Genomic DNA, 20693 nt, shown 5'->3' with positions numbered 1-20693 from the left:
TCAGCCAGATGAAAATATCAATAATCACTATCTTCTTTATACTGCTCGCGGTTATACTATCGACAGGATGTACCACCTCAAAAACATCCGTTGGCCCATCCCGCAACGAATTTGCAAAAGGAGCTGATATCAGCTGGCTACCGCAGATGGAAACTTCCGGGTTCAAATTTTATAATGATAATGGCGTGGAGCAGGATTGTTTCCAGATCCTGAAAGATCACGGTATCAATACGATCAGGTTAAGAACATGGGTAAATCCATCTAACGATAAAGCCAGCGGTCATTGCAGCAAAGAAGAAACGGTGGCAATGGCCTTACGGGCAAAGAAATGGCAGATGCGGGTAATGATAGATTTTCATTACAGCGATAGCTGGGCAGATCCGGGTAAGCAAAAAAAACCGGCTGCCTGGGAAGGCCACGACTTCCCGCAGCTGCTGAAAGATGTATATGATTATACTTTCGATGTAATGTCTGCTTTGAAGAACAGCGGCATCACCCCTGAATGGGTGCAGGTGGGCAATGAAACAGCCGGAGGTATGATCTATCCTGAAGGAAGCACTTCAAACTGGCATCAACTGGCGCAATTGATCAACAAAGGCTATGATGCCATTAAAGCGGTGAGCCCTGCGTCTAAAGTGATTCTTCATGTGGATCAGGGTAATAACCGAACACGCTTTGTTACGTGGTTCGACAGCGCCAGGACCCAGGGCGCAAAATATGATGTAATCGGGCTGTCATACTATCCCTACTGGCTTACCGGCAAACCCGATTATACCCTTTCTATTGATGACCTGGGCAATAACCTGAAAGAGATGGCCGCCAGGTACGGAAAGGAGGTGATGGTAGTAGAAGTGGGCGGAGAAGACACGAAAGCGCAGAACACCTATGATATGCTGGTTGCCGTACAGAAAAAGGTAAAGGCCGTGCCGGATGGAAAGGGTTTAGGTGTAATTTATTGGGAGCCGCAGGGAGCAAAAAGCTGGAGCCATTATGGATTAAGTGCCTGGGGAGATGACGGGAAACCCACGAAGGCGATGGATGCCTTCCTGGAGCACTGATACAGTAGGCATACTGCGGCTGACCCACTAAAATCCATTTTCTGCCAGCCAGCTTTTAAATAAATTAAACCAGTTATCCTTGCTGTGAAGATCTGTTAAACCAAAACCATGACCACCAGATTGCAGGATATGCATTTCCGCCTTTACATTCGCTTTCAGTAAAGCGTTAAAAAACAGGAGGGTATTTTTAACCGGTATCACATCGTCATCAGCCGCATGCACCAAAAAAGTCGGTGGCGTATTTTCCGTGACCTGTTTATCGGTACTATAAAGATCCAGCAATGCAGCAGATGGATTTTTACCAATCAGGTTTTCGCGGGTTCTGGGAATAGCAGGATCATAGATCGTTACAGGATACAATAGCGCCATAAAATCTGCCCGGAGATTGATCTGCTCTCTATTTTCAATCACTACCCTGTTCAACTGCGTACCCGCTGTTGATACCAGGTGACCACCTGCTGAAAGGCCCATTGCGCCTACTTTGTGGGGATTGATGCCCCACTCTGCAGCTCTTTTGCGTACCAGCTGAATGGCAGCCTGGGCATCCTGTAACGGACCAATTGTTTTATCAATCATGATGGTATCATGCGGCAAACGGTATTTTACTACAAAAGCGGTGATACCTGCTTCATTGAGCGCCCTGGCCATTTCATAACAGGTGGCTGGCGCCAAAACAAAATAACCGCCTCCGGGAAAAATAAGTATAGCCGTGCCGGTTGCAGTTCCCTTCTTCGGAAAAAAAGGTATCAGGGCAGGTTGTGTTACTTTTCTTATCAAACCTGAAGTATCCGTTTCTTCTATATAATCCGGGGGTATGCTCCTGGAATTCGGAATATTTTTTTTATACAGCGGTATCATTGTTTCCTGCGCATGCGCCAACTGTAAAAATGACAAAAAAGCAAATACTGATATAATTCTCTTCATTTTGTAAACATAAAATGCATGGATACTCAATATTACGCCTACGCTGCAAGATATGATGTGCAAAAATGCTCAATTTTATTTTTTCCTGAAGAGCACCGGTTGGATGCCATAAACAGATTTGAAAGCCCGGCAAAAAGCACTCGTATTTTCAAAACCGCATATCCAGGTAATTTCCTGCACAGGCTTATCCGTGTCTTGCAACAATTGAGCAGCATGCCTGAGCCTGATGCGTATGAGGTATTGATACGGCGTACAATGAAAAGCCGCTTTGAACTGCCTGATTAGTTGAGGCATGGATAAGCAGGCCAGGCTACTTATCTTTGACAGATCAAGATGTTCGGTATAAGAAGAATGCAGGATATCCCTGGCTATGCATAGCCGTTTGTAAATTTCAATCCTGGTAGTTGCCTTAACCGCCTGGATACCAGCTCCGCGAACCACGTCAGATTTGTAAACCCCAATCAGGTGCCGCAACAGAAAAACCAGGTATTCATCTACCATAGTTGCATCATATCCCCTGCTTTCAATAGTGGTTACAAGCCGGGATAACCGCGCCTGTAAATCAGGGGAGATATTATTAAGGGTCTGGAAAAATTCAGGTATTGTACTGTTATTATAAGAAGAATTATCCAACAGCGCTCCTTCGCTGTTAAGCATATCACTAAACACAGCCGACGCAAATTCCTTTTTAAAAAACACCGACAACCCTCTCACTTTTTCGCCCCGGCTGGTACGACACGAATAACGCTGATCATCGTTTAAAACCAGGAACTGGCCGGGCCTTACCACCAGCTTGTGACGATCAATCCCATACCATTCCTCGCCACTGAGTATTGTTTTGATAGAAAGACACCCGGCATGATCGTCACAATGACTCCCATTGCTCTCCGCATTAATAATAATGTTATGCTTTTGGAATTTGCTGAAATACAATGCCTCATCAAATCCTGGCTCCGTATGATCGGGCACACTGGTAAGATACATACACTAATATTAAATTAATTCTATAAACCGGTCAAATTTGTTTTGTTATCCCGCTTTTAACCAGGCAGGAACCCATCTGGCAGGAGTTAGTCCAGCCCCTTTAACTCCCCGCCGGCTCACCCACTTCCTCCATCTGCTAAACGGGGCTTCTGCCATTCCCGCTTATACCGGAATTTTAATGGTACACAGGTCGGTGAAGAGGCTCCCCCCGATCCCGGCGGACTTTCCGGTAAAGCCCTGTACGATGCCATCAATAATGCCTCCCCCCTTCAAGCTCAAAAGCGAAGGAGTGACGACAGAAGAAAAGCTCCAGGTACTGCAACAAAACCTGGACACCGGCGCCCGGCAAGGCAAAATCGCTATCCCCACGATAGAAGGATTGCTTTGTTTCAATATTGCCGATATTATATGTCTTAAAGCGAAGAGCAACTACACGGCTATCAGTTTTTCCAATCACCCTGCCCTGGTGGCCAGCCGTACCCTGAAAGATTTTGAAGAACTATTGCCAACAGATTTATTCTTCCGCACCCATCACTCGCATATTATCAATCTGCAGTACATCAAACGCTATATCCGGGGAGAAGGCGGGCAGATAGAACTGGAAAATGGTCTGTATGTAACAGTATCGCGGCGAAAAAAAAAGAGCTGCTCAAAAAGTTCAGGTATAAGAAATAGATCGGGCTAACAGATAAATGGTAAACATCTCCCAGGGAATTTGCCGCACCGGTATAAATTTACCCGCTTGATAAATTAGTACTGTCAATATTACAATTATTCAAACCGGGCACTTGAAAAATTATAACAAAAAAAATAACTGATTATCAGAAATATATAAAAATGCCCCGGGCATCCCCCCACATTATCAGGACTACGAATTAAAAATTTGAAAAATAAATTCCCGGCGAATTAAAATTATTCTTTATTTTAGATAGTATTATAATCGTGATGCTTACCCTCAGGTATCACATTTGTTTAACCTATTCTCATTTTTGCTATAGTCTGATAATATGTAACCCAAAGTATTCCTTCAACCAATAAACATTACCCATGAAACGTAACCACTATTTGAAAGCATTCCCGTTGTTAGCCGTATTGTTTTTCCTGTCCTGTAGCAAGGATAACCAATCCAATCAATCAGATAACCAGAAAGATGGCCCGATCACTTTAAAATCCGGTGCGATGGTCGAAAAAAAAGGAGCTGATTATTTTTGGGAAGGAGATATCCGTCTCACTAAGGAACAATACAAAAACCTGGATCTCTATGGCCAGCTACTGCCCAAGAAACCAGACTATGTAGGCGCCGAAAAAAATGCGCACCCGGTGTATAATGTGCCCTTTCAAAACACCGCCCAGGGCCGCACCATCCCCAGAGCATTCAGTATATACCCTACTGCCTATAATTTATGGGCCATGGTGAGGATTATATACGGGTCAAATTTAACCCTGGCGGAGAAACAGAAAGTCCGTTCAGCACTGCTTGAAATGGAATCCAATACCAATGTAAGGTTCTACAACGCTACCTGTGAGCCGCTGGTTGACCCCACTTATGGATTTACTTACCCCAACATCGAATTCTGGTCCACAGATGGTGCTGATGTCAGCGAATCAAATCTCGGAAGAACAGGCGGAGTACAACGCATCAACCTCGCTGATTTCGCCTTTGATTCATGGGACAACAGTGTGATCATCCATGAAATCTGCCATGCGCTGGGTTTAAGACATGAGCATACGCGCCTCGACAGGAATTCGTTTGTTACCGTTAATACGTCTAACCTTACCTCTTCCGGGCTGGCGCAATTTAATATCCCCTCCACCAATTACTATCAGACAGGTACATACGATTACACTTCTGTAATGGGATACAGCTCGCTGACAAGCAGTACATCCATTGTGCATAACACCAGTTTACCAATGTACACTAAAACAGATGGCAGTTATATTTACCAGGGCAGTTTTCTTTCCAACAGCGACAGATCCTGGATAAATTATTTCTACATTCCGTATATAGCAAGATCAGATGTGTATGCTGAATTGGCGCCAACAGTGTATAAGTCAGATAACACCATCATGACGCCGAGTGAAAGACTTGACCTGCAGGCGGCTTTGAACAACGGCAATCCATACCCTCCTAATTGTTGTACACTGAACAATGATTTAGGAAAATTTACCTGCCCTTAATGTAAGCGCACCAGGAAGAAGCCTGTTAAAAAATGACAGGCTTCTTCCTGGTTTTAAAAGATAAAAATGTAATTTACTTTTCAAAATAGATAAAATATCCACAGATGAAATCCTTTTTCATTTTTTTGTGCCCAATTGTAGCGCTGCTGTTATTACAATCCTGCGGGAAGGATGATAACGATGGTGATTTACAGATAGATCCTTTTACCTATGGCGCTAAATTCGATTGGCGGGAAGACTCTATCAAGACGCAGCAGGAAGGAAGCTGGACAAAGATCGGGAACGGCAACATATTTTCCTGGCTGGCAAAAGAAAACACATTGCAAAGCACCAGTTTCGCGGCCTATGGTCTCCGGACAAATATCAAAGCGGATTTTGTATATACTATCCAGAAAGATTCGGTATTTGCACTCAAGCTGACTGCAGACAGCATCTATTTCCTGGATGGAGATGGCCGGCAAAGAACAGATCTGAAAGGAAAAGTTACCTATTCACCGGATACTTCATTAGTCGTAATCAACACAGCTGTGTCACCAGCGATTACAATAAAATACCGGTTGGAAAAATAGGACGTTCCCTGTATTGTTCAGGATATTTATAAATGCCGGTTATTAAAACTGGCCTTATTTATTTGTGCCTGGTTCATCAAACAGGCAATCCATCAGAACTGAATGATAGCGCCCAACCTGGCGCCGTAATAATTATTCGCGGAGCCATTAAACTGTGTGGAAATCTGCGTGCCGTTACTCAAATAAGAGATATCAGTTCCTTCCGAAATCCTCGCATTCCCCAGCATGCCGTTAAGTGAAAAGGCGAGAAAGCTGTTAACGGCATATCTGATATTCAAACCATAGTCCATACCATGTCCCTTCGACGTTTGCGCAAAGCTTAACGGATGCATGAACAGATCGATCAGGTTCCAGTTCGCCTCTCCCCGGTAACTGATCCAGGTATAAGCGATATCAGCGCCCACTGATAAAGAGCGGTTGATCTTGTAATTACCTTCCAGAGAACACTCGGGTCCACGCCACTTTGCTGTATAAGTACTCTGCAGGTCCGTTAATTCAGGACTAAGTATAACAAAGTTTTGCCGGGTATTTTTATAGGATACCCCAGCTCCCAAACTGAAATTGGCACGTTGCAGAAATGTAGCCATGGCGCCTGCCCTGAATATCTCCAGGTAGCCCCTGTTGCTGGAAAAAGACTGCTGAAAGGTAGGATCTGTGCGGTTATCACCCTTATAGTCGGTATCCACACCACTGCCGCTGACTACACCATTTCTTTGATAGTATGTGTTGAACCGGAGGCATTTCAACGGGCGATAGGCGCCATCCAGGTAAAAGCCCAGGGACGTGATACCATTAAAGTGCAATTCTGATAAAACGTTGGGAGATTGTCCCTGCGGATTACCTGCAATCGACCAGTCGAAATCATTCGTATTAAATGCACCGCCACCGGATACCGAAAACTGACGGAATTGCGCATTTGCCGGAAATTGACTCAGCAGCGCCATCATACAGATAGTAACACCCGACCATAAGGGTTTTAAGCTGGTCATGTTATTGGGATTATATAACAGATGCAAATAGTGTTTTCATACCAGCTAAAGATACATGCTTCTTCAGAATAATGCAATAACATCAGATGAAATCCCTTAATCATCCAATCCCTTCCCGTCGAGAATCTGCGACATATATTTCTCCACTCTCGATTCCCGGGTTTTAGATTGTTTGGGAGCAGAAAAATAAAGCAGGTAGCCTCTTTGCCGCCCCGGTGTTAATTCATAAAAAGCTTTTTTCAAGGCCGGCTTTTTATCTAACTGCTGCTGAAATTCTTCGGGGATGGCGTATTCTTTCGTCTTTTTAAGCTCCACTTTCGCACCTGCTTCTTCCAGTTCAACCGCCTCATAAATATATGCTTTCAGGGTAGGCGCCAGCTTCACTATTTCCTGGAGACTGGTAAAGCGGACCTGGCGCGCCGCCTGCACATTTTCAGTTTGCTGGATCAGGATTCCTTTAGGGTCCTTTAACAGGGCTCCTTTAAAAAACAAAAGCGCACAGTACTCTTTAAAAACATGTATTAAAACGATGTTACTCTTTTCAAACATGTAACAGGGACACCCCCATTTCAATTCTTCATTCAGGTGACAGTCGAGAACAATCGTTCTCAATTTCTCTATTTCTTTCTTCCACTTGTCAGCTTTACTAAAATAGAAATCAACCTTGGGATTCATGTTTTCTTGTTTTATTGATTAACTGAAATAGTTTTCCTGTCTGCAGGCCTGAAGTACCAGGATGTAATTGTCAACGCCAGCAATAACAACGAAGGAAAAATATTGTTCATGGTACCAGTTGCCATATGTGAAAGTGCGGCTCCCGACATGACAAAGAAAAAGCCCGCATACGCCCATTCCTTTACCAAAGGAAATTTAGGAATCAGTACTGCTATGGCTCCCAACAATTTCCAAATGCCCAGTATGGTCAGAAAATAAGTGGGATAGCCCAGATGCGCCGTAAAATCTGTTTCATCCGGTTCTTTGAATAACTGTACTAATCCGGTTGATACCATTCCTAATGCAAGCCAGAGCGTAGCAATCCAATAAATAATTTTATTTCTCTTTGACATGATGTGTTATTTTAATTTGCCTACGATGCTTTGTAACCGGTTATGTGCCATATTCAGGCCGGGAGCAAAACCCATTTGCATCATCTGGTCCCTGAGTTCAACTGATTTATATACAATATGCATATTGAGTTTGCTGGTATCGGCTGTAAGTGGTTCAAATTCCAGGAACTCGAGCTGGGCGGCAAAAGGTGCATTCTCCATTTCAAAAGTCCGGGTAATTTTCTGGTTCGGAATAAACTCATGAACGGTTCCATTGGCTTTAAATACCACGTTGCCTTTAGCATCGCTGGTTTCAAACTGCCAGCCGCCGTGCTTCCTGTTTTCAAGTTTCAGCACTTTGGTTCCCATCCATTGCTCCACAATTTCGGGTTCTGTGTATGCCGTAAAAAGTAATTCCACCGGCAAATCAAATTCCCTCGTTATCACTAATTCCTGTTTGCCGTCTTCGGCATTGATTTTTGTTTTTCGTTCCATAAGGCTGCTATTTTTTTGGTTTGTACTTTTTCATGATGGATTCTAATTTATTAAATCTGTCATCCCACATTTGGCGGAATGGTTCAATAAAGTCTGCTACTGCTTTCATTTTTTTTGCGTTGATGTGGTAATAAATTTCCCTGCCGTTTTGTTTCTGTTCCAGTAGTTCGCACTCCGTAAGTATTTGCAGGTGTTTGGAAACTGTTGGTCTGGCGGTGTCAAAGTTAGCGGCTATTGCCCCTGCTGTCATGCCCTGTGAAGCTACCAACAGCAATATAGCCCGTCTCGTCGGGTCCGCTATGGCTTGAAATACATCTCGTCGTAAATTCATTATGTAGCTATTTGACTACAAATGTACATGTAGTTATTTAACTACACAAATTTATTTTTCACCGGCGGTTGGCTGTCTTAACGAATCATTGATTTGAAGATGATTACCTGATCCCCGTGATCCTGTAAAGCGCCACGTCCTTTGTCAGTAACAGGCGTTCGAAATTAGCAGGAATCTTATCTGTATGTTCATCCAGCAAAAAGGAAAACTGGGGAAGATATGTGCTGCTAAGCCGGTTAAAAATAAGGTAATTCACAGGGGATTTTGTGATATCCAGGTCTCCCGGAAAGCGGGGAACATAGTTAATGACCTTGGGAGCAAGATGGCCGTATGCGATCCAATCATTGATATTATTGCTGTCGTAATAGAGTGGTATCATCACAAACCGGCATCCGAGGTAATATGCGCTGGCCGGATGTATGGCCATGATCGTTTTTTGGGATAAATCAGGATCCTGCGCTTTTAAAAGCTGTGTTATTTTTTCCATATCCGCCAGCTGTCCGCTATCGTTTTTGTCATCCAGGTAAATATCCATTTTCCTGATAGTCACTATTACGTTTATCAATAAAAAGAAGAGCAGTGCGCCGGCAACAAGCGGTTTTAATTTTATCCACCCCGGATCAGACATGCCTATTGTATACAACAACACAGCTATAGCCATACCGGTTATGGCAAACCAGCTTAAAAGCAAACGGTCTATGATAAACGCCTGTGAAATCAAACCTGTATACATTATTAAGCAGGTTGCAATCACCAGGAAAAATTTATTATCCGCCAAAAAGGACCTGCATTTCCGGGTAGATAAAAACTGTACAAAAAATAAAATAATACACCCAATAAACGATAACAGTGTTTTTATAGTGAGCGTGGAGAAAACCTCCATTACATTATATAAAAAATGTTTCCCATAATCTAATGGTGATTGCCGCATAATTTGCCAGACAGAATTGTAGGATGCCTGGTCATGCCACCACCATTTCGGATTAACCGGAGCTGACTGGTACGACAAGCCATAACCAACGTTCAGATAATGCCAGCTATTAAAAGGACCGCCGCTGTTAAGCGTATTAATGATCCACCAGGGCAGGGAAACTATTGCAAACCCCACGAACAAGGTGAACACATTTGAAGAGGCGGCCCGTGGCCGGTAATAGAAAAATAGCAGTATTATAAAGGAGGGCAGCAAGGCGTAACTGGTATACCGTGTCAGCCCCGCTAATCCGGCCATAATTCCTGTTATAAAAAGATATTTATAAGAAGCTGACTGCAGTGCTTGGAAAAAAAAGCAAATAGCGCTTACATAAAACATGGTATCCAGCATGACGTTTTGCGCCTGGATACTGTAAAGAAAATAGGTGGGATTAGCGGCAACAAGTAATTGCGCTAAAAAGGCAGGCACCTGGCTGCCGGTAAACTTCATCACAAAACGGTAAATAACCAGGAGCAGCACAGACGAGGAAAGCACAGATATAAATTTCGCCGCCGCAAAACCATCCTGAAAAATCCAGGTGAACAAGCCTGTTAATAGCGTAAAAAGAGGAGGCCAGAAATGTGAGCTCACGCCCCGATATCCTTTTCCCTCAAATAAGTCCACACCAGCCAGGTATTGCATGGCGCCATCCCACTCCTCGAACAAAGTATGATGTTGCGCAATAAAGAAAGTCAATATAAAATATGCCAACGGAATTAAAGCTCCTTTCCAAAGAGCTGGTTTACTTGATCTGATAATCATCTGACAGCTTTAGATACCTGAACCTCATATAAATTAGGCTTATTTTCCATAACAGATAAATATGTTGTTTAAGTATATGTATCAGAGGTCTGTTGTTGCATATATATCATGCTCAGCCATTTAAATATAAATTTAACAATAGCCCACCGACTTCCCGAAACCGGGAAATGGGTTATCTTCGGTATCTGCGTGTTAGAAAATAAAAAATGAATTACCAGGTAATTGCTCCCCCTCCGTCGCTGAAAAATTATGTTCAATGTTTCTGGACCCTGGAGCACCAAACTGACGATGTATCACAAAAAACTTTCACGGCCATGTGCAATGGTGCTCCGGGGCTTATTTTCCAGGAGAACCCCGCAGTGTTTACCGGTTTCGAAGGTGAACGGCTGCCACAATTGTTTGTTTTCGGGCAGGCAAGGAAATATGGCCAATTGCATGGCGGTGGTAGTTTTCGCACGGTTGGTATAAACTTTCACCCCGCAGCACTTAAATCGGTGTTTGGTTTGAATGCTAATGAACTGACCGACCAAAATACCTGCATCAGTCACCTTACAAAAACAGCTTTAAGCGAACAACTGCTTAATTGCAGTTCTGCACAACAACAGGCTGCTTGTCTTTTTAACTTCCTGGAAAAACAGGCACACCTTTACGAAAACAGCAATAAAAAAGTAGATTATGCCGTAACAGCACTGCAACAGGGGAAAAGGCTGTCGCATGTATTACATGACCTCAGTTTATCAGAACGTTCGCTGGAACGTCTCTTTCTTACCCACATCGGCATTACACCAATTTTTTATGCCCGTATCTGCCGCTTCCAGGCTTCGGTAGCGCTTTTGCGGAAAGGCAATCTTTGTTCACTCACAGGCATTGCACATTCGCTTGGCTACTTCGACCAATCCCATTTTATCCGCGATTTCAAACTTTTCGCCGGCGTGAGTCCGGGCATTTACCTGCGCAAATCCATTGAGCGGATGCCTGGATTTCCCGAATGGGAATCATAAAAGGGCCTGTCGGTTTTTTACAATTTTACCCGGGGCATAGCAGCTAATTTTGTCACATTAATCACCCAAACCATCACACATGGAACAGGATAAAAGAAAGGCAGCACCAGACAATACAGCGGTACGCACAGCTTTATGGAGAGCCCTGCACGTTCAGATCGATCCGATGCCTCATATTATTGAAGATGAAACCGGGCTTCAACTAATAGCGCCCGATAATGGATGGCAGCAACGGCCGGACATGAGCCCGGATTTTACCAAACGCCTCCGGGCATCCATGGTGGCCCGCGCCCGCTTCATTGAAGACCTGGTGATAGCACAGCAGGAACAGGGTATTCAGCAGTATGTGATACTGGGTGCGGGACTCGATACTTTTGCACAACGCAGGCCGGACATTGCATCCCAATTACAGGTATTTGAAATTGACCAGCCTGATACCCAATCCTGGAAACAACAACGGTTAACTGAACTTGGCTTTGGTATGCCGGAGTGGCTGCATTTTGTTGGAGTTGATTTTGAAACCTCCTCCTGGTGGGAGCAATTGATAAATGCAGGCTTTGATACCAGCCAACCCGCAGTGGTGGCTTGCACCGGTGTTAGCCTTTATCTTACCAGGGACGCGATCGTTGCTACCCTGCGCCAGCTTGCCACCCTTGCACCCGGCTCCCGGATTGCCATGACGTTTTACCTGCCATTTGACCTTCTTAAGGAAGAAGATAAACCCCTGCAACAAATAGCAGAGAAAGGCGCCCAGGCGGCCGGTACTCCTTTCATCAGTTTTTTTACACCGGAGGAAATGCGAACGCTGGCACGTGAAGCCGGTTTTAAAACGTTGGAGATAATATCGGTAGACGATCTTGACAAACGTTACTTTACCGGCAGAACAGATAATTTCCACCCGTCAAGCGGAGAAGAATTTTTGGTAGCGACTACCTGAAATAAAACAGCCTGGCACGATCATGTGCCAGGCTGCTTCATTTGATATTAAGTTATCAGGACCTTAGCCGGTAAAGAAATTATTTCTTTGCTGCCTTCAGGCTGAAACCAATTTCAACATCTTTGCTGATCATCCAGTTTTCCGGGCTACCTTCTGTTTTGTAGTTAATACCCCATGAAGACCTGTCGATCACGAACTTTGCATTAGCAGTAACGCCGCTTTCAGCAACAACGATTTGCGCAGGGAAAGTGATGTTCAGGGTGCTGTCTTTCAGGGTCAGGTTACCGCTGATAAGATTGGTAGCGCCAGGAAGCAGACTTTTCTGCTTGGTGCTGTCGAAAGGAGCTACAGACGTGATAACGAATTTGGCGGAAGGATACTTCGCCACATCGAAGAAGTCGGGGCTTTTCAGGTGCCCTTCCAGGTCGGATGCTTTTTTGTCCGGTTCAGTAACAGAAGCCGGGTCTGCAACCAATGTAGTCAGGTTTACATCAAAACTACCGCCGGTAACAGCGCCGTTTTCAACGTTAAGACTGCCATCCGCTACTTTGATGGTACCAAAGCGGGGCGCAAAGCCACCTTTGTGAGTAGCACGCCACTGTACAGTGGTAGTGGCAGTGTCAATGGTATAAGCTGCGCCACCGGTCACAGCTGCTTCTTTCTTTTCTTCGGTCTTCGCCTGATCAGTCGAAGCACCACCACATGCTGCAAGTGTAAGCAGCAGGGCAAAGGCAGGTACTGTTTGCTTCATAAATTTAAATTAGAATTATATATAAGTTCCCGAATATAGGCAATCGGCCTTAATCATGATGCAACATATCGAAAAATGTCAATATTATAACAATCCCTGTATAACTTTTTGCATGATAAAGCTCCTACAGCATAATCACCGAATCAATCTTTGACACCTCCTTATAATACGAAATCACTTCTTCCTCATTCTGAACAGGCACCTGCACGGTAAAGGATTTATACTTCCCGCCGGAAGAATTGGTCTCTGTAATTTTTGCACTTACATCCGCAAACATCGACTTCAGCTCCGCTATCTTGTCCTCGTCCGCCTTAATGATAAACTTAAAAGTATACTCACTGGGGAATACAATTGATTGCTGCAACAATGAACGAAAATTTTCATACGGATCTCCGCCTAAGCTGGCATTTACATTTTCACCTGTAGACATATTAATACTATTTATCAATTTACTTTGCAAAATCAACGTGCAAAATAACTTCTTTTTTAAAAATCCCCCTGTCCACCACTAAAACATCTTCCCTTCTTTCAGTATCTCCCAACTGCCTTCTGCTATCTCTCCTTCGAGTTCCTGCGCATTCCAGCCGCAATACCCGATGAATATCCGGATGTCCTGCTCAGATATCGTTCCATTATTCATATGCATCACCGCTGCCTTAAAATCCCCGCCCATATAGATGTTATCCACTACCTGTATACCTTCTTCTATCAGCTCAGGACAACGGTGTATAAAGTAAAGATGCTCCCGGTCTACCGGACCGCCATCATACAACGGAAACGGGGGACTATACCTGAACTCCTCCAACTCGTTAAACTTACGGGGATACTCCTGGTTCACCACAAATCCCATCGCCCCGTTCTCATTATATTCCGTAATGAACAGGACGGCCTTTTCAAAAAAGGTATCCTCCAAAAGCGATGTGCTGGCGATAAACATTCCTGCATTCATAATTTATAAATCTCCCCCAATAATTAATTAAATGTGCCGATCAACTGCAATACCTGGCTGGTGGCCAAAATTAAGCCAAGTATAAGAAACAGCCAGAACCGGGTTGTCCGGTACGTTGGTTCCCCTATTACATAAAGCACCAGGCACACAATCCAGAAAGCGATCGCGAAGCTTTTAAAGGTAACGGAGTTTTTCATATACGTACTCCCGATAATTAAAAGTATAAGCCCCGCAACTTCTATAGGAGGGCCGTAACGCTGCCAGAACAAAACCAGTTTTCTTTTCATAACAATATACTTTTGTTAGATATGCCGAATGTCAAACATGCCAATTCTTTCTTTAGCTGCTCTCCATAGTTACATACACCCTGCGGAAATCTTTCCGCGCCAGGTCGCTTTTATGTATAACAAAAAACAGGTCGCCGGCATCTCCCCAACTAAAATCCCCGCGCGATTTTACGGTAAGCAGAATGGTCCAGTCCTCGGGGTTTCCTTTGCAGGCCAGCGCCGCCTGCAACTCAGGGGAATGATGCTGCGTAAAACCATAGTTATTCATTTCATGATCGCTTTCCAGCAGGCGATTAACCAGCTCTTCAAAGATATCATACAAATTGCTGAGCAGCGCCTCATCCTGCAACAACGACTTCGATACACCCCGGAAAAGATACTGATTAACATGCCAGGAATAAAAACCCGGTACCGAATTTTTAACCGTAGCATCGGCTTTATATGGGGCGTATTGCCCATCTGTTAATTCATAAAAATCCTGCTCCCCGAAGGAAAACCGCTTACCGGATTGCAGGGTGGAATTATCGGCCACATACAATACCTTACAAGGCAGGTGCCCGTCCCGGGCGCCGAGGTTGTGCATGGTTTCCAGGAAAAAGAAAAGCATTCCCTTTTCCGGTAAATATTCCTGCAACAGCGCCAGCGCTTCACAATTAACCTGGGCGATGAATTCATACTTATAATGCTCCTTGCGGTAATCATCGTAGTACACAGGGTAATCAACATCCGCGGGCAAATCAGGCATGCCGCCAAACCGGTGGTTGCCAATGGCAGCGTAATCTTCTTCGCCGGAATATTTAAAACTGATGGTCTTTTTTACCAGCGCACGTAACGCTTCGCGCTGTTGTAATAACCCCTCTTTCTGCAGGATCTCATCCACCGGTTTAATTAATGCTTCATCATACTGCGCAAAGAAACTTTCATCGTTCCAGTTCACCGGTCCGTTGTCATCTGCATCTTTGTAAGTATTATCCAGCAACTGCTGCTTACTTTTTATATCCAGTTCCAGTCCGGCAAAATCTGAAAAAGCTGCCGGCAGGAATGAAAACGGGTTATTGGCAGCGTTGATCTTTATAATTTTTGGCAACGCCAATAGATTTTCGGGCAGGGTTTTTAATTGGTTCTTCGCCAGGTGCAGGTATTTCAGCTCCGGCAATTCGAATACGGCTATTTCGCTGAGCTGGTTGCCGTTGAGGTTAAGATATTCCAGCCGCGGCATATCCATCAGGTGAGCGGGTACACGCGATAAATTTCCACCTGCAAACGAACAATGCTTCAACTTCGTAAGCTGGTTCATATACTCAGGGATACGGCACAGGTTTGAATCAACAATCACCAGGTGCTCCAGTTCACGGAGATGAAGCAACTTATCATCCAGCCATTCCAGGGGGATTTTTTTCACCGGCCATTTGGCCATGATTTCCACATTCCGCAATGCTTTCAGGCGATAAAATTCATTCGGCAGCCGGTCGAATGCAGGGTTGGTGAGCACCAGTTTTTTCACCAGTTCCACGGGAGCGCCTGCTGCTTCTGCCACGGAAGTGAAACAGTACTCTTCCCAGTTTAACTGTGCGGTATCTATCTTCCGGTAAACAGTCACCGCAAACACGGGTTGATCACTCCACGAAGGTTTCAACTGCCCCAGCAGCGCTACCCAACCATCTTTAAAAATAACATCCCCTGAAAATTTTAACGTATAATGAAACCTTTCCCGGTTAATAGAAAGATAAGGCGCCTCGTGTTTGTCTTCCGTAAAATGCAGCATGCCTTCCGGTGCATCGCTTTTATAGATTCCCAATGCGGGAATCGTAATTTTCACCTCGCCCGTAGGCTCGTAGTCGTCCAGTAATTCCGCCGCCACAGCCCTTTCTACATCACCGGTCCTGGCAACCACTGTGATGAGTAAAGCCCCTGAGTAATCGAAACCCTGTCCCGATTGTGCTTCATCTATCTCAAAATTAAAATCTCCTATCTGAAAGTGGTTTTTACCATCCGCTGGCGGTACAAAAGCATGAATTTCCATAAGCCCGTTCTTTTGACATGGTTTCCGAATTTGGGTTAACCGGGTTACCGGCACATGGCATAATTATACGAAAAGCGGGTTAAAAAAAGAATTTTGCGTCAAAAAAATTACTTTGCAACATTATGAAGCCATTTTCAACCAATGTTGCTATGTTTAAATATTGCCTGACATTATTAATAGTTGTATTTACATGCACGGTTACTTATTCACAAACAGCTTTTTCAAATAACCCCGACAGCGCTGTTTTTCTCACAAAAGACATTGATGTTTTCTGGAAAGCTTTTGACCTCTTTAAAAAAGACACGACCGTTAACCCGTTTGGCAGCGCCTATCTCGACATTGGCAGCGCCGGCGTAAAGGGGTTTACACCAGGCAGGATTAAAAGCGCCGAAAATTTATTCCTGGTAGTGAGGAAACGCCGCAGCGACTATGAAAAAGTAAGGGCCACCACCTTGCAAATGAAGGAGAAAGAAAAACAATGCCGCAGCGCGTTCTACGCTTTAAAATACTGGTATCCTCCCGCGCAGTATCCACCTGTTTATTTTGTGATCGGTGCATATAATTCAGGAGGAACCTTCAATGAGCAGGGTTTGTTCATCGGCGCTGAAAAGCAAACTGATGTCAGCAACATTCCATTTATCGTAGCGCATGAGCTGATTCATTTTCAGCAAAAGAACTGGATGGAAAATCCCACTTTATTGCAGCAAAGTATTATCGAAGGCAGCGCCGATTTTTTAGGAGAACTGATATCCGGGGCAACCACCAATAAAATTGCGATAGACTACGGGAATAAAAACGAGGAAAAGTTATGCAGGGAATTTGTTACAAGAATCGATAGTACCAACTATATCGACTGGCTATATGGAGTTTCCGGGAAAGACAACCACCCGAATGATCTCGGTTATTGGATGGGCTATAAGATTACACAGCAATATTTTGTGAAGGCAGCTGATAAAAAAGAGGCTGTCAGGGAAATTCTTGACATCAAAGACTATAAAGCTTTTTTAACCCGCAGCGGGTATCTGAAGGAATATCTTAAATAAGATAACCATCCTTACACCTTAACATATATCTTCCGCCGGTCCATCACATATCCAACAAGCCACATCAGCAGCATATAAAAAACAGCAAACAACAGGGAAGCATTTTTGTCAGATAGCCAACTGGTAAAAGCACCCCTGTAAATAATACCTCTCACGGATCCCCCGTTTATGCGTATCATTCCCAGCAATACAATCACCACCCAGGCAACGATGTAAATGAACAAGGGATTTTTACCAAACACTTCAAAGAAATAAGTCCATTTCCGGAACGACCATACATCAATGATGATGATCAATGCGGCGAGGATCAGCAAATCAAAGCCAGTGGCATACACAACATAGGAGCTGGTCCACAGCGGCTTGTTAATCGGCAACCACCTGTCCCATAACGCGCCGGCTACCACCAGCAATATCCCGGCCAACAGCAACTTCACGATACCGCTTATGCGCTTCCCGTTCTCCTGGATAAAACTACCCGTAAGAAAACCTGCCACCACATTAATAACAGCCGGGAACGTACTCAATAACCCCAGCGGATCAAATGGAAATCCATAATGCCGGTACATGTTCCGGGGAGACAAATAAAGCGCGTCCAATCTACCAACAGCATTTCCTTCGAGGCTGTAAGGTCCTGGTTGCGTCCCAAAATAATACAACACATACCAATACAACAATAATATCAGCACGCTCATAACAACAAGCATGCGGTGGCTGCTGTAACGGATCATAAAAGCTGCGATACAGTAACAAACCGCGATACGTTGTAAAACGCCCCAGATCCGGGTATCAGCCAGGTCCTTCCACAGATAATGTCCCTCTTCCACCTGCACAAAAGGAAAAACGCCGAGTAATATCCCAATCACAAAAATGATCGCTGTACGTTTGAATACCTTACCCATAAATGCAGTATGAGAAAGACTTTTCATCTTCCTCATACTGAAGCTAAGAGCGTTTCCCACCACAAACAGGAACGACGGAAACACCAGGTCGGTAACCGTAAATCCGTGCCAGTCGGAGTGTTTAAAAGGTGCATAGATCGCATTCCAGCTGCCGGGTGTATTCACCACTATCATGAAAGCAACGGTCATGCCTCTCAGCACATCCAACGCAGGGTATCTTTCCGGTACAGATTTCATACGCCACTAAGATAAAGGGGTAAATTTGAATTCGTGTATAATGATTTCCACTGCTTTGCCATTAGAAGGCGGCACCGCTTTAAAAAGCCAGAGGTTCATGTGTACCGGCATTTGCAGCGTGCTGATAGAAGTGGGTGCAGTCCACGTTTTTGTTTCAAACTGGTTCACGTTTCCATTCTGAAAGCCGTGCAAACTCTGAAAATGAATGGAGGTGGCATCCCGCCGGAAACGGTGCGTGGTATAGGTGCCGCTCATCACAAAATCCTTTGCATAGGTTACATTGCTGATACCCGTATCGCCGGTAGCCGGCCAAACGGTATAGTTTAATATCGGCGCATTGGGATATCCCCATCGTGAAAACTCGATATCCATTTCATCAAAACGGCTGTTGCCGGAATAGTTGAAAAGGCCCAATACAATATTCTTATCCAGTGCATTTACGGCTCCTTCAATCTTCCATTGGTAAGTGCCATATCCAAACAGCTGTGTGCTTCTTACCTCTGCACACTCCCACCGGCCGGTATCATTGTGTTTTTTGAGCACCAGGTGTAGCCGTCCGTTGCTGTCTACCCAAACGTTATCACCACTCCAGTAGTTATTATGTGGTCCCTGCTGACCAGCCGGTTCCTTTACGATCCAGGTATAACCCGAAAACTGGATAGTGGTTTGGTTCAGCGCGTTCACGGCCACCGTATTGGCTTTGCTGTTCTGAATACTTGTTTTTGTTTGAACCGGCCCATCCAGCTTGGAGGAGGTACAATTTGCAAAACAAACAGGGATGGCTGCCAGCAGCCATGCAAAAGTGCTTTTCATATTTTGTACTTTTTATAGGTTAATGAATATCAGAGAAAACAGATATCCGCAAAATCTTCCCGCCGGTGGAAATCCGGCATAGCGGCTTTTACGTCATTCCAGGTTAAAAAATGCGGCGCCGGCATTTCATCCCCGCATTTGTAAAAATTGCCTTTCACCTTCATGGCGGTTAGGGTAGTGATATTGTGATAGCTGAATACTACTGCAGGTATAATCACCGTCAGTTCCCAAACAAATGATCTCCTCCCATGCTCCACTGCCGATGTGATATGGGTAGCCGTGGTGATCAGGTCTGTAGCCGTAACGGGCAGCGGAGCCCTGTTTTCACGGCTGGATCCAAATCCTGCTTTACACCAGCCTATACAGTTAAACTCCAGGTTATAATAATTGCCGCCATCGTCGCAGGCAACAAAAAATTCCACGCAGCTGTCTTTATGAATATCCCCGTTAGTGGAAGCCGCTGCCAGCAAATGGCTCTCTTTTACATAATACTTGAGCAAAATAGCCTCTTCGCTATGCGCAATGGAAAACGCTGCGGTTACCGCATGCGCATACTGCGGCCAGGGGTTACAGCTGATCGGGATCACCTGCAGCCTGTCCAGCAACCGGCTCACTTCCGCCGGTGCCGGCCTGCCATACAACGGAATAAAGGGTACCTCCAGTTTCCGCATCCTTATACCTTTTGATGGCTTAGCTGCGCACCGCTGTCAGCATCCAGGAAAAGCACCACACCTGGATGGGTGCGCAGGATGGTAGCAGGATATTGCTGCTGTATGTCCCGGTGAACAGTATCGTATACCGCCGCTGCTTTCCGGGAACCGGGCACCACGCAAAAGATATGGGGCGCCGCCAGCAACGTGGGAATGGTCAAGGTAACGGCATGCGTGGGTACTTCTTCCAATGTGGCGAAACAACCATCATTCACCTGTTGCTGTCTGCACACTTCATCCAGCGCTACTGTTTTCACTGGCAGCGGATCTTCAAAATCGGCCACCGGCGGATCATTGAAGGCAAGGTGGCCATTCTCCCCTATGCCCATGCATACGATATCTGCTGCATGTGTTTGCAGCAGGCCGGCATATTGCTCACAGGCAGCTGCTGTTCCGCTGCCATCGATATAATGAACGGAATGAAAGGGCAACGCATCAAAGATCCGGTGCTTCAGGAAGTTGCCAAATCCCTGTGGCGCATCTGCCGGCAGGCCAATATATTCATCCATATGAAAAGCATTTACGCGGTTCCATTCAATGCTTTTCTCCTGCTGCAGCGCTTCCAGGAACTCGTTCTGGGAAGGGGCTGCCGCAAAAATGATATTCACTTCTTTTTTATTTTCCAATAAATGCCGGAGGGTAACCGCCGCCATCTCCGCAGCTGCCCTGCCCATTTCCTGCCGGTTGGGATAAATCCTCACGGTTAATTTTCCCGCTTTAAATTCCTTTATCATGTT

The 20693-nt window shown here is 44.9% G+C and carries 24 protein-coding genes; 7 read left to right on the top strand and 17 right to left on the bottom strand.

Annotation, left to right across the window (positions count from 1 at the left end):
• Positions 1 to 8: 8 nt before the first annotated feature.
• Positions 9 to 1058, top strand: a complete 1050-nt coding sequence (locus ACLHR0_RS18880) for a glycoside hydrolase family 53 protein (RefSeq protein ID WP_436488661.1) — start codon at positions 9 to 11, stop codon at positions 1056 to 1058.
• 27 nt (positions 1059 to 1085) lie between these two features.
• Here ACLHR0_RS18880 and ACLHR0_RS18875 read toward each other — a convergent pair whose 3' ends face one another.
• Together ACLHR0_RS18875 and ACLHR0_RS18870 are read right to left on the bottom strand one after the other, a co-directional pair.
• Entirely contained in the window at positions 1086 to 1982 is an 897-nt protein-coding gene (locus tag ACLHR0_RS18875; protein ID WP_436488659.1) for an alpha/beta hydrolase, read from the bottom strand.
• A gap of 75 nt (positions 1983 to 2057) precedes the next feature.
• The gene (locus tag ACLHR0_RS18870; protein ID WP_436488657.1) at positions 2058 to 2966 is read right to left on the bottom strand and encodes a helix-turn-helix domain-containing protein; all 909 of its coding nucleotides are present in this window, start codon (positions 2964 to 2966) and stop codon (positions 2058 to 2060) included.
• Between the two features lie 244 nt (positions 2967 to 3210).
• Here ACLHR0_RS18870 and ACLHR0_RS18865 point away from each other — a divergent pair, with 244 nt between their 5' ends.
• The 3 genes from ACLHR0_RS18865 (at position 3211) to ACLHR0_RS18855 (ending at position 5713) form a co-directional block, all read left to right on the top strand.
• Positions 3211 to 3651 carry a LytR/AlgR family response regulator transcription factor gene (locus ACLHR0_RS18865; RefSeq protein WP_436488655.1) on the top strand — a complete coding sequence of 147 codons (441 nt, stop codon included), beginning with the start codon at positions 3211 to 3213 and terminating at the stop codon, positions 3649 to 3651.
• A 362-nt stretch (positions 3652 to 4013) separates the two neighbouring features.
• On the top strand, positions 4014 to 5144 hold the full coding sequence (locus ACLHR0_RS18860; RefSeq protein ID WP_429046439.1) for a M12 family metallopeptidase: 1131 nt from the start codon (positions 4014 to 4016) through the stop codon (positions 5142 to 5144).
• Positions 5145 to 5248: 104 nt separating this feature from the next.
• Positions 5249 to 5713, top strand: a complete 465-nt coding sequence (locus tag ACLHR0_RS18855; RefSeq protein ID WP_436488653.1) for a hypothetical protein — start codon at positions 5249 to 5251, stop codon at positions 5711 to 5713.
• A gap of 92 nt (positions 5714 to 5805) precedes the next feature.
• Here the strand turns inward: ACLHR0_RS18855 and ACLHR0_RS18850 are convergent, their stop codons facing one another.
• The 6 genes from ACLHR0_RS18850 to ACLHR0_RS18825 all read right to left on the bottom strand — a co-directional run bounded on the left by ACLHR0_RS18850 (position 5806) and on the right by ACLHR0_RS18825 (position 10306).
• A complete protein-coding gene (locus tag ACLHR0_RS18850) occupies positions 5806 to 6702 on the bottom strand; it encodes a hypothetical protein (protein ID WP_436488651.1) in 897 nt (298 codons plus the stop codon).
• A gap of 96 nt (positions 6703 to 6798) precedes the next feature.
• The gene (locus ACLHR0_RS18845; protein WP_436488649.1) at positions 6799 to 7377 is read right to left on the bottom strand and encodes a YdeI/OmpD-associated family protein; all 579 of its coding nucleotides are present in this window, start codon (positions 7375 to 7377) and stop codon (positions 6799 to 6801) included.
• 11 nt (positions 7378 to 7388) lie between these two features.
• The gene (locus ACLHR0_RS18840) at positions 7389 to 7769 is read right to left on the bottom strand and encodes a DoxX family protein (RefSeq protein ID WP_436488647.1); all 381 of its coding nucleotides are present in this window, start codon (positions 7767 to 7769) and stop codon (positions 7389 to 7391) included.
• Positions 7770 to 7775: 6 nt separating this feature from the next.
• Positions 7776 to 8243, bottom strand: a complete 468-nt coding sequence (locus tag ACLHR0_RS18835; RefSeq protein ID WP_370911758.1) for an SRPBCC family protein — start codon at positions 8241 to 8243, stop codon at positions 7776 to 7778.
• Between the two features lie 7 nt (positions 8244 to 8250).
• Positions 8251 to 8574, bottom strand: a complete 324-nt coding sequence (locus tag ACLHR0_RS18830; RefSeq protein ID WP_370911757.1) for an ArsR/SmtB family transcription factor — start codon at positions 8572 to 8574, stop codon at positions 8251 to 8253.
• Positions 8575 to 8677: 103 nt separating this feature from the next.
• Complete coding sequence (locus ACLHR0_RS18825; protein WP_429046431.1) at positions 8678 to 10306, bottom strand: ArnT family glycosyltransferase; 1629 nt, start codon at positions 10304 to 10306, stop codon at positions 8678 to 8680.
• 206 nt (positions 10307 to 10512) lie between these two features.
• On the opposite strand from ACLHR0_RS18825, the gene ACLHR0_RS18820 reads away from it, so the two are divergent.
• Positions 10513 to 11307 (top strand): AraC family transcriptional regulator, encoded by a 795-nt coding sequence (locus ACLHR0_RS18820; protein ID WP_436488644.1) that lies wholly within the window; start codon positions 10513 to 10515, stop codon positions 11305 to 11307.
• Between the two features lie 79 nt (positions 11308 to 11386).
• Positions 11387 to 12244 carry a class I SAM-dependent methyltransferase gene (locus tag ACLHR0_RS18815; RefSeq protein WP_436488642.1) on the top strand — a complete coding sequence of 286 codons (858 nt, stop codon included), beginning with the start codon at positions 11387 to 11389 and terminating at the stop codon, positions 12242 to 12244.
• Positions 12245 to 12323: 79 nt separating this feature from the next.
• On the opposite strand, the gene ACLHR0_RS18810 is transcribed toward ACLHR0_RS18815, so the two are convergent.
• The 5 genes from ACLHR0_RS18810 to ACLHR0_RS18790 all read right to left on the bottom strand — a co-directional run bounded on the left by ACLHR0_RS18810 (position 12324) and on the right by ACLHR0_RS18790 (position 16254).
• On the bottom strand, positions 12324 to 12995 hold the full coding sequence (locus ACLHR0_RS18810; RefSeq protein ID WP_436488640.1) for a YceI family protein: 672 nt from the start codon (positions 12993 to 12995) through the stop codon (positions 12324 to 12326).
• A gap of 124 nt (positions 12996 to 13119) precedes the next feature.
• Positions 13120 to 13425, bottom strand: coding sequence for an HP0495 family protein (locus ACLHR0_RS18805; protein WP_429046424.1), 306 nt, complete (start codon positions 13423 to 13425; stop codon positions 13120 to 13122).
• A 78-nt stretch (positions 13426 to 13503) separates the two neighbouring features.
• Complete coding sequence (locus ACLHR0_RS18800) at positions 13504 to 13944, bottom strand: YqgE/AlgH family protein (RefSeq protein WP_436488638.1); 441 nt, start codon at positions 13942 to 13944, stop codon at positions 13504 to 13506.
• A 23-nt stretch (positions 13945 to 13967) separates the two neighbouring features.
• A complete protein-coding gene (locus ACLHR0_RS18795) occupies positions 13968 to 14231 on the bottom strand; it encodes a hypothetical protein (RefSeq protein WP_429046422.1) in 264 nt (87 codons plus the stop codon).
• Positions 14232 to 14283: 52 nt separating this feature from the next.
• The gene (locus ACLHR0_RS18790; protein ID WP_436488637.1) at positions 14284 to 16254 is read right to left on the bottom strand and encodes a DUF1963 domain-containing protein; all 1971 of its coding nucleotides are present in this window, start codon (positions 16252 to 16254) and stop codon (positions 14284 to 14286) included.
• Between the two features lie 122 nt (positions 16255 to 16376).
• On the opposite strand from ACLHR0_RS18790, the gene ACLHR0_RS18785 reads away from it, so the two are divergent.
• The gene (locus ACLHR0_RS18785) at positions 16377 to 17297 is read left to right on the top strand and encodes a DUF2268 domain-containing putative Zn-dependent protease (RefSeq protein ID WP_436488635.1); all 921 of its coding nucleotides are present in this window, start codon (positions 16377 to 16379) and stop codon (positions 17295 to 17297) included.
• A gap of 11 nt (positions 17298 to 17308) precedes the next feature.
• Here ACLHR0_RS18785 and ACLHR0_RS18780 read toward each other — a convergent pair whose 3' ends face one another.
• Genes ACLHR0_RS18780 through ACLHR0_RS18765 form a run of 4 tightly spaced genes read right to left on the bottom strand, consistent with a single transcriptional unit; the run spans position 17309 to position 20690 of the window.
• Positions 17309 to 18433: an acyltransferase family protein gene (locus tag ACLHR0_RS18780; RefSeq protein ID WP_436488633.1), complete on the bottom strand. Its 1125-nt coding sequence runs from the start codon at positions 18431 to 18433 to the stop codon at positions 17309 to 17311.
• A gap of 6 nt (positions 18434 to 18439) precedes the next feature.
• Entirely contained in the window at positions 18440 to 19246 is an 807-nt protein-coding gene (locus ACLHR0_RS18775; protein ID WP_436488631.1) for a glycoside hydrolase family 16 protein, read from the bottom strand.
• 29 nt (positions 19247 to 19275) lie between these two features.
• Positions 19276 to 19917: a carbohydrate-binding family 9-like protein gene (locus ACLHR0_RS18770; protein WP_429046415.1), complete on the bottom strand. Its 642-nt coding sequence runs from the start codon at positions 19915 to 19917 to the stop codon at positions 19276 to 19278.
• Between the two features lie 2 nt (positions 19918 to 19919).
• Positions 19920 to 20690 carry a glucosamine-6-phosphate deaminase gene (locus tag ACLHR0_RS18765; RefSeq protein ID WP_436488629.1) on the bottom strand — a complete coding sequence of 257 codons (771 nt, stop codon included), beginning with the start codon at positions 20688 to 20690 and terminating at the stop codon, positions 19920 to 19922.
• Positions 20691 to 20693: the final 3 nt, after the last annotated feature.

The sequence above is a fragment of the Chitinophaga sp. ARDCPP14 genome, from assembly GCF_051362515.1.
In the GTDB taxonomy this organism is placed as follows: domain Bacteria; phylum Bacteroidota; class Bacteroidia; order Chitinophagales; family Chitinophagaceae; genus Chitinophaga.
This window is presented reverse-complemented; position numbering and strand designations above follow the sequence as displayed.

Excerpts from the sequence above, each read along its gene's own strand:
- ACLHR0_RS18785 (WP_436488635.1), top strand. The coding sequence starts at position 16,377 with ATGAAGCCATTTTCAACCAATGTTGCTATGTTTAAATATTGCCTGACA.
- ACLHR0_RS18875 (WP_436488659.1), bottom strand. The coding sequence starts at position 1,982 with ATGAAGAGAATTATATCAGTATTTGCTTTTTTGTCATTTTTACAGTTG.
- ACLHR0_RS18790 (WP_436488637.1), bottom strand. The coding sequence starts at position 16,254 with ATGGAAATTCATGCTTTTGTACCGCCAGCGGATGGTAAAAACCACTTT.
- ACLHR0_RS18830 (WP_370911757.1), bottom strand. The coding sequence starts at position 8,574 with ATGAATTTACGACGAGATGTATTTCAAGCCATAGCGGACCCGACGAGA.
- ACLHR0_RS18810 (WP_436488640.1), bottom strand. The coding sequence starts at position 12,995 with ATGAAGCAAACAGTACCTGCCTTTGCCCTGCTGCTTACACTTGCAGCA.
- ACLHR0_RS18860 (WP_429046439.1), top strand. The coding sequence starts at position 4,014 with ATGAAACGTAACCACTATTTGAAAGCATTCCCGTTGTTAGCCGTATTG.
- ACLHR0_RS18845 (WP_436488649.1), bottom strand. The coding sequence starts at position 7,377 with ATGAATCCCAAGGTTGATTTCTATTTTAGTAAAGCTGACAAGTGGAAG.
- ACLHR0_RS18820 (WP_436488644.1), top strand. The coding sequence starts at position 10,513 with ATGAATTACCAGGTAATTGCTCCCCCTCCGTCGCTGAAAAATTATGTT.
- ACLHR0_RS18800 (WP_436488638.1), bottom strand. The coding sequence starts at position 13,944 with ATGAATGCAGGAATGTTTATCGCCAGCACATCGCTTTTGGAGGATACC.
- ACLHR0_RS18835 (WP_370911758.1), bottom strand. The coding sequence starts at position 8,243 with ATGGAACGAAAAACAAAAATCAATGCCGAAGACGGCAAACAGGAATTA.
- ACLHR0_RS18805 (WP_429046424.1), bottom strand. The coding sequence starts at position 13,425 with ATGTCTACAGGTGAAAATGTAAATGCCAGCTTAGGCGGAGATCCGTAT.
- ACLHR0_RS18770 (WP_429046415.1), bottom strand. The coding sequence starts at position 19,917 with ATGCGGAAACTGGAGGTACCCTTTATTCCGTTGTATGGCAGGCCGGCA.
- ACLHR0_RS18850 (WP_436488651.1), bottom strand. The coding sequence starts at position 6,702 with ATGACCAGCTTAAAACCCTTATGGTCGGGTGTTACTATCTGTATGATG.
- ACLHR0_RS18815 (WP_436488642.1), top strand. The coding sequence starts at position 11,387 with ATGGAACAGGATAAAAGAAAGGCAGCACCAGACAATACAGCGGTACGC.
- ACLHR0_RS18865 (WP_436488655.1), top strand. The coding sequence starts at position 3,211 with ATGCCATCAATAATGCCTCCCCCCTTCAAGCTCAAAAGCGAAGGAGTG.
- ACLHR0_RS18880 (WP_436488661.1), top strand. The coding sequence starts at position 9 with ATGAAAATATCAATAATCACTATCTTCTTTATACTGCTCGCGGTTATA.
- ACLHR0_RS18775 (WP_436488631.1), bottom strand. The coding sequence starts at position 19,246 with ATGAAAAGCACTTTTGCATGGCTGCTGGCAGCCATCCCTGTTTGTTTT.
- ACLHR0_RS18825 (WP_429046431.1), bottom strand. The coding sequence starts at position 10,306 with ATGATTATCAGATCAAGTAAACCAGCTCTTTGGAAAGGAGCTTTAATT.
- ACLHR0_RS18780 (WP_436488633.1), bottom strand. The coding sequence starts at position 18,433 with ATGAAATCTGTACCGGAAAGATACCCTGCGTTGGATGTGCTGAGAGGC.
- ACLHR0_RS18855 (WP_436488653.1), top strand. The coding sequence starts at position 5,249 with ATGAAATCCTTTTTCATTTTTTTGTGCCCAATTGTAGCGCTGCTGTTA.
- ACLHR0_RS18795 (WP_429046422.1), bottom strand. The coding sequence starts at position 14,231 with ATGAAAAGAAAACTGGTTTTGTTCTGGCAGCGTTACGGCCCTCCTATA.
- ACLHR0_RS18765 (WP_436488629.1), bottom strand. The coding sequence starts at position 20,690 with ATGATAAAGGAATTTAAAGCGGGAAAATTAACCGTGAGGATTTATCCC.
- ACLHR0_RS18840 (WP_436488647.1), bottom strand. The coding sequence starts at position 7,769 with ATGTCAAAGAGAAATAAAATTATTTATTGGATTGCTACGCTCTGGCTT.
- ACLHR0_RS18870 (WP_436488657.1), bottom strand. The coding sequence starts at position 2,966 with ATGTATCTTACCAGTGTGCCCGATCATACGGAGCCAGGATTTGATGAG.